Raw genomic sequence first — 7,503 nt, 5'->3', positions numbered from 1 at the left:
CTGCCGCCCGGGTACCGCCACCCGTTTCCCACTCTTCTATGATCGTGAATTTCTCAGTAGCGTTATATTCATTCTTTCTTGACAAAAAAACTCCCCTCCAAGCAGCGGTTTATTTATTAAACCTGTCTACTTAAAGGGGAGCATATCAGGACGGGAGGCCTTTGTCGTTTGCAAGTGCTGGCATATGCCGGAACGCTAAAGTACGCCCCAGCCGCACCGATGCCGCGGCCGCCGATAAACATGAAGTTGACGTCCGTTATTCTGACCCTGTGCAGAGAATCTCACAAGGCCCGGATTATGCCTCCCTCCACCCTCTGGGAGGAGCCGTTGATGGCGGACGCCTTTTCGGACGCCAGGTACACCACAGTGTCGGCGACCTCTTCGACCGCAGCAAAACGTTGAATCAGTGAGGTCGGCTCATTCTTCTTGAAATAATCGGCGATGACACTTTCCAATTCCATGCCCTCCGACTGCGCAGCGCCAATCATGAACTGTTCCACGCCTTCGGTCCATGTGGGTCCTGGAAGTACACTGTTCACTGTTACGCCGGTCCCCTTGGTTAATTCGGCCAATCCGCGCGCTAACCCGATGAGCGCCGTTTTCGTGACCGAATAATGGATCATAAGCGGCAGCGGCTTTAGCCCGGCCTCGCTCGCGATTAGAATGACACGCCCCTTATTCCGCTCAAGCATTTTCGGCAAATAGATGCGGGATAAGCGTACCGCGCTCATTACATTCACGTTAAAATAACGCAGCCACTCTTCATCCGTTACTTGCTCGAACGGCTTGGCCTCGAAAATGCCGACATTGTTCACCAGCACGTCCAAACCGCCCATGTCGTCAATTCGCCGCACAAGCTTCTTTACATCCTGGTCGGACGTCAAATCAGCGGCAATCCCCATGATCTGCGATGGACCGTGAGCCGACAATTCTTCAACCGTACGCTGCACTGTCGCCTCATCCCGCCCGTTTACGATCACATCCGCTCCCTCTGCCGCAAATGACTTGGCAATCGCTTTGCCGATGCCCATCGTGGAGCCAGTAACCAGTACCCTTTTTCCGTTCAATCCTAAATCCATAAGTTCCTCCTAGCTGCTCATATCTAATATTGTGTATTCCTCAACGCCAAATGCAAACCATCATCAATCTAGTATACCCATTTACCCAAAGAATTTCTTTTTGACAGCGCAGTTCGACAGTGTTAGCACATCTCATGCATTACTATGGAATCTACTAGGCTAATAAAAGCTAGACTCCATCACATGTAAAAAGGGAGCGCATATCATGCAGCATAGGGAGATCGCGCGAAAAAATCTAGCAACCCATTCTTCACATAATAAATCCAGCAGTCAACCGCAAATGCCCCTAATTCTCACCGATGCACCCAGCGCCCAACCTTCGGCCGAAGCACCCCCTCTGCGCAGCGGACAGCGGCCGGATCCGATGAAAAAATGCTTGTCCTGGTTTTTGCCGTTTTGATCGGTGTCCGTGAACATCGGGACATAAGCTGCGCCCCTTATGTCGCACACGCTCACCAGCCGGCGGCCTACTCCTGCGGAAACACCCCAGATAAAATCAATTTACCCCGCTGCTCCCAGAGTTACGACTCGTATCAAACCTCCGCGCCTTTTTCTCACACCTGCCAACATGCGCGCATGCCGCGGATTGACGTGCGTGTCTCCGATTGGGAGCGAGCCGCCCGCAAGCAGAACCAACAGGTGGTGTTTGGCCTGCCTGCCTAAACGTTTAATAATTTCGACAAGACCTTGCCCGTTCCTGCCATTGAGCACATTAAACCAGAGAGCTTCGTCAGTCAGCCGAAGAAAAGAACAGGTTCTCCTGAACGTGGACCACTGTGTGTCATTGGTCGCAGTTCCAGTAATTGCAGCCCGTGCTGAAGGGTGGACAGTGATATAATTAAGTATCACACAGAAATAAGCGCGATGAGATTTGGAGGAATGAAAGTTGGAGGCTGAGAGAGGGCGGCTAAAAAAACAAATAGGCCTGACCGTGGCGATGTCTCTTGTGATGGGGACTGTCATCGGTTCCGGTATCTTTATGAAACCAGGCACGGTCATCGAGTACGCCGGAAATTCAACCCTGGCGCTGATCGCCTGGGTATTGGGTGGAATTATTACCATTGCCGGTGGTCTGACCATTGCAGAGGTTAGTGTGCAAATTCCAAAGACCGGCGGCCTTTATGTATATTTGGAGCAAGTGTACGGGAAAATCTGGGGGTATTTGTGCGGTTGGATGCAGACGATTTTTTACGGTCCTGCCATTATCGGTGCGCTCGGCTTGTACTTTGGTATTCTGACAGCAAACCTGTTCTCTTTGCCGGAGTACTGGGACTTGCCATTTGGGATCGGCGCGATCGTTTTCCTGGCTGTGGTGAATAGTATAGGCACCCGCTACGGAGGATCTGTGCAGCTGCTGACGACAGTGGCCAAGTTTGTTCCCATCATCCTGATCATTGTTATGGGAATTTGGAAAGGCAACGAGCAGGTGCTCGGCGTCGACAGTGGACTCACCGGGCAGCTCGGCATGGGCGCTGCTGTTCTGGCTACATTGTGGGCATATGACGGCTGGATGATGCTCGGGTTCGTGGCCGGCGAGATGAAAAATCCGGCAAAACACCTTCCGATAGCGATTGTCGGAGGCTTGTCCATTGTCACTGCTGCTTATGTGCTAATCAACGTCGCGCTGCTGCATGTTCTTCCCGCCGCAGACATCGCGGCTTTAGACACGACAGCGGCGAGCACAGCCGCTTCCATCCTGCTTGGAAATACAGGCGGAAAACTGATCAGCATTGGGATTCTGATTTCCATTTTCGGCTGCTTGAACGGTAAGATTTTGACCTTTCCACGGGTACCGTTCGCGATGGCTGAGCGCGGTCAGCTTCCATTTTCAAAGCAGCTGCGGAAGGTGCATCCGAAGTTCGGCACACCGGTGGCGGCTACCGTCATGCAGGTGATTTTAGCCGTAATCTTGATGGTATTCACCAATCCCGATTATTTGTCAGAAATGTCGATCTTCGTTGTCTATCTGTTCTATATTCTAGCATTCATAGCCGTGTTCTTGCTCCGCAAACGTAACCAGAGCGGCACAAGAGCCTATAGCGTTCCGCTCTACCCATTCGTACCTGTAGTAGCTATTCTCGGGTCTTTGTTCATCATCTACAGCACTTTGCAAAATCAAGTGATGGACTGCTTGTTCGCGATAGCACTCACGCTAATCGGTCTGCCGATTTATTACGTGTTGGAAAAGAAGCAGGCACACAGCGAGACACAAGGCTTTTAAAAAACGGGCCGTGTCGCACACATACTTTAGTCTATTGGACGTATGGTATGTGCGCGGCCGGCCCGTTTTTTGCTGCTTGCTCACAAGATGGAAAGAGGGTTTCCCTGCAATCACTGCCTATTTAACTTTTTGGATTTCTTATCCAGCCACCACACCACCACGAAAAAGATAACTCCCATGATCACACCGCCCAGCGTACGCCAAACGTAAGACCAAAGCTCCGGATTCATTGTCTCATCTACCTCGCTGTCATTTTTACGGGTATTATTCCCAGATTAAGATCCCGTATCCCTGATCCTTTCCATACAAAGAATCGAAAACGCGGAAAATTTTGTTTTAAAGTCATCCCTATGGGTAATTATTCCTCAGACATACATAACATATAAAATAAAGGAGGATGATTACCATGGATTTGAAAAAGAAAGTATCTGTTTTAGCATTGGGTGCAGCGTTAATGCTGCCGTCAGTTGTCGGTGCAGCGCCAGCCACCGATCCGATGAATACACCGAACGTGGAAACGGCACCGAATCCCGCCACCGCCCAAATGACCGGTGAAACGAATATACGAGGCATCTACGTTCCGGGCAACTTCATTGTGAATGAGGATACAAGAATCGCCTACATTCTAGGCGGTATTGGCCTCGTGGTGGTGGACAAATCCACCGCACTGCCAGCCAACTCCTATTATATTAACTAACGAGTTGGCCGGTTGGCTGCACTGGGCGCTGCCGATGAATAGCGAGATTGTTCGCGCGCTTTTTTTGGGGCAGCGCGGTTAGACCAGACCGGCGGCAAAAATGACCTCTATAACGCTGACACTAGGGGTCATTTTTGCTATTCGCCCTCTCCCAGTGCTTGCTGCAATGCGCCGCCACTGCCATCACGTTTGCTGCTAAGCCGCCGAAATAAGACCGCATCTGCCACAGAAACCGCTTATAATTCTGATATAACAAAACATGGAGGTATGATGAGAAGGACAATTCTCGCGTTAATGATCGGTATGCTGCTCGGTTCCGTGTCCACTGCGGTGGCTGCGATTCAAGGTGAAGTGACTGCCGTTTTTGCTAATTTTGTGCTAAAAATCAATGGACAAGCACAGCCACTTGATAATGCGCCGCTTGTCCATGAAGGGAATTCCTTCCTGCCGGTTCGGGAGTTGGCCGACTTATTCGGTTATGATGTTGCTTACGACGACGCGGCACGGACTATTGAGCTGAACGACCGTTCACGCAGCAAATCTCCGGCGAACAGTGAACCTGTGGATAGCTCAAAATGGATATCTTTACGGGAGCTGACCCTGGCTGGCGTCAAGACTACGATCTCGCCTGGCACCTCTAAGATTAATGTGGAGTTCGGAAGCCGGAGCTTCAGTTTCAATCTGCCGAACACTATGGATGCTGAAAAGATCACCACCAGTGACACCGGCGATATCACCATGCTGATCAAAGATGGTACAACGTATCTGAATCGCAGCGATTTAGAGAGACTGGGATTATTGTAGCTGAGTTTGGCGCTAGTTGAATGGAGGGAATTGCTGAAATAAAAAACAAGCCTCAGGCGTCATATGCCTGAGGCTTGCCAGCGTTAAGCTTCGCACTTCGCAATTATAGTATTAGCCGTGCTTCGGTCAACGTTCAATCTTCAATAGTCTGCAGCAAACGTCTTGCATCACCATACGGGGTGGTGATCACCTCGTACACTTTGATTGAAATCGGTGTTTGCAGCGAATCGGCCGCGTTGTCAAACATGATAGACTGACTGCCGCTCAGCAGACGGTTGTCGCCCGCGAGAGAGTATGTTTGCGACCCCAAACGTTTGCCGTCCGGTCCTTCCAACTGGAACAATATCTTCGGATTGGACGGGTCGGCCAACACAGCATCCGTAGTCTGAATATCAAGCCCCAGCTCCAATTTGTAGCTGTAATCAAAGGTGTTGCTAATAGGGTTCGTCGTTACATAGCTCAGAATTAAATGATGATACAGGTTCAATTTATATGGATAGAACGTATACTCATTGCCGATCTGATTGAGCGGTGTGATAGCCACATTCACCTGAGCGATTGGCGTTTTGTACGTCGGCTTCGCCTGTTGGGCCGTCGATTGGCTTGGCGCTGCCTGTGCTCCCGGCTGACCCTGCTGCGCCGCAGCCTGCTGGCTCGGCTGTGCCTGCGCTGCCTGCGCTCCCGGCTGACCTTGCTGCGCCGCAGCCTGCTGGCTCGGCTGCGCCTGTGCTGCCTGTGCTGCTTGCGCCGTCTGTGCTGTCTGCGCTGCTGCTGATTGGCCTTGTGTTTCCAGCAGCCGGAATGTGAATTGGTTCGAGTTTTCCGTCTTTGGCACAACGAACGCATACGTACTCACCGCTCCCATACCTGGAAGCACCTCAGTGATCGTGCTTTCGCCCTGTAAGCCGTCGTAGCTCACTCCCTGGCTGGACACGATTTCTGCGCCGAGCTGAGGAACAGGTACCGCCGTGTCGCTCCTATTCGTGAACTTGACTTTCGCAACGGCCGTCTTATAGCTTTGGCCGTCATTCTCAAACCAATCCAGTTCTTGCAGAGCTACCTCTGTTTCCGGATTCACCGCTTTGCTTAGGGGATCGATCGGAATGGTCGCGCCAATCCGGTAAGCTGGAAGTGCTGCCCCGGTGTCGTCGGAGTCCGGTAGAGTAAACCCAATTCTGCCTGTGTGATATGGCACCGGCTGCGCGGCACCTTGCTTCAAGAAGCTGTGAGCCGACAGCACGTAGAAAGCCGTCAGTTCGGTGTCCGGTTCCGTGGTGATCGCGTAGTGGATATATTTTTGTTCGCCGGCATTCAAAGTAACAGGAGCTTGCTCCACTCGTTTGCCGATGAAAGAGCTGCCTTCCGCTTTGCCGGTCAGGGTGAAGTCAGGCACGGTTGCCGCATCCTGCCCAGGGTTCTCTACTTTCAGCTGTACGATATAAGTGGGCGCTTGTCCTGTGAATTGTTTCGTAAGATTTGCCGCTGAATATCTCAACGCGGATGTCTCTCCAGGAATGCTGAACTGAGCTCCCCAACTACCGAGCAGAGCCGGGTCGATTTTAGCGTCGGCGCCATGCCATACGAGCGATCCGACTGGAGCATCAGCGAGCGTTGTCTCTTTTTTCGGATATACTTCATCGTCTACATCAATCCAAAGCACATTGGTCAGATCGAAGTCGGTGTTCTTATCCACCTCCGCCATGTAATTCATCTGCACTGAGCTTTGCGGGGCAATAGAGCGCGCGTTGTCCGAGCTGGCTTGCAGAGTGTAAACCATACCGTCAGACGCCTTCACACGCAGTTCATAATCAGGAATACGAGTAGTCGATGATGAAGTGTTGGTCAATTTTACAGCTGCGCCAAAGCGCCAGCCGTTGACCATTTTCTCCTGCAACACGCCCTGAATGTGAGCGCTGATGCTGCCGTTTAACGGATAGCTCGGCATATCACCGGCGTTGACGAAGTCTGCGGCCGGGGCGTCTGGTGCGGCAGCCGAGCCTGGAACGTACTGCTGCTTCGCTTCATATGAAGAGAGGACCAGCAATTCACGCGTCGCTGCGGAAGTGCCGTCAAATGTGCCGCCCGCACTGTTTGCCATCAGATTCAGCTGAAGTGCCAAGGCTGCATAGCCTTTTGCCCAACTGGACACGGTAGCATCGTTTACACCCTGAGAGGACTTCGCTTCGGCATCCTTATGTAATCCCCGAATCAAGAATGCAGCCAGCTGTTCCTTCGTTACCTCGCCGGCTGGATTGTATGAATTGGCGCCAAAGCCGTCAGTGATGTTCGCCTTTTTAATTGCTTCAATGTATGGCAGCGCGTACCCGTTGGCAGGGTCATCCGCCCGTACGTCACTGAAGCTCGACGTACGCAAGGATGTATCGACGGGAAGCCCGAACATCAAAGCGGCGACCTTGGCGAATTGCGCGCGGTTCATTTTGTCCGTCAGTCCGAATGTGTTCTCACCGACCCCATCAAAAATGCCAGCCGAAATCATGGAGTCAAATTTCGCCTTCGATGCGTCATCCAGATTTTGTAAATCTGTGAAATTAGCGGAAGACTTACCGCTGTCAGCACCTAAAGCGATAGATGAAAACACGGAAAATGCCATAGCTGAAGATAGTATGACAGATAAACTTTTCTTCATTAGAATACTTCCTCCCAAATAAATATCATGCATTGGAACCGTCACTGCAGCTCGG

General features: G+C 51.5%; 5 protein-coding genes. 3 read left to right on the top strand and 2 right to left on the bottom strand.

The window, feature by feature from the left end; all coding sequences use genetic code 11:
- Nucleotides 1-281 precede the first annotated feature (281 nt).
- Complete coding sequence (locus CBW46_RS09265; protein ID WP_089199709.1) at nt 282-1,079, bottom strand: SDR family NAD(P)-dependent oxidoreductase; 798 nt, start codon at nt 1,077-1,079, stop codon at nt 282-284.
- A 937-nt stretch (nt 1,080-2,016) separates the two neighbouring features.
- On the opposite strand from CBW46_RS09265, the gene CBW46_RS09255 reads away from it, so the two are divergent.
- From CBW46_RS09255 to CBW46_RS09245, 3 genes are all read left to right on the top strand, one after another.
- Nucleotides 2,017-3,300: an APC family permease gene (locus CBW46_RS09255; protein ID WP_089199740.1), complete on the top strand. Its 1,284-nt coding sequence runs from the start codon at nt 2,017-2,019 to the stop codon at nt 3,298-3,300.
- Nucleotides 3,301-3,706: 406 nt separating this feature from the next.
- A complete protein-coding gene (locus tag CBW46_RS09250) occupies nt 3,707-3,997 on the top strand; it encodes a hypothetical protein (protein WP_089199707.1) in 291 nt (96 codons plus the stop codon).
- A 267-nt stretch (nt 3,998-4,264) separates the two neighbouring features.
- Entirely contained in the window at nt 4,265-4,801 is a 537-nt protein-coding gene (locus tag CBW46_RS09245; RefSeq protein WP_089199706.1) for a stalk domain-containing protein, read from the top strand.
- A gap of 133 nt (nt 4,802-4,934) precedes the next feature.
- Here the strand turns inward: CBW46_RS09245 and CBW46_RS21490 are convergent, their stop codons facing one another.
- A complete protein-coding gene (locus CBW46_RS21490; protein ID WP_207802263.1) occupies nt 4,935-7,448 on the bottom strand; it encodes an S-layer homology domain-containing protein in 2,514 nt (837 codons plus the stop codon).
- Nucleotides 7,449-7,503 lie beyond the last annotated feature (55 nt).

It is taken from the genome of Paenibacillus xerothermodurans (assembly GCF_002220865.2).
Lineage (GTDB): Bacteria > Bacillota > Bacilli > Paenibacillales > NBRC-103111 > Paenibacillus_S > Paenibacillus_S xerothermodurans.
Note: the sequence above shows the minus strand (reverse complement) of the source record. Positions and strands in the feature narration are given on the sequence as shown.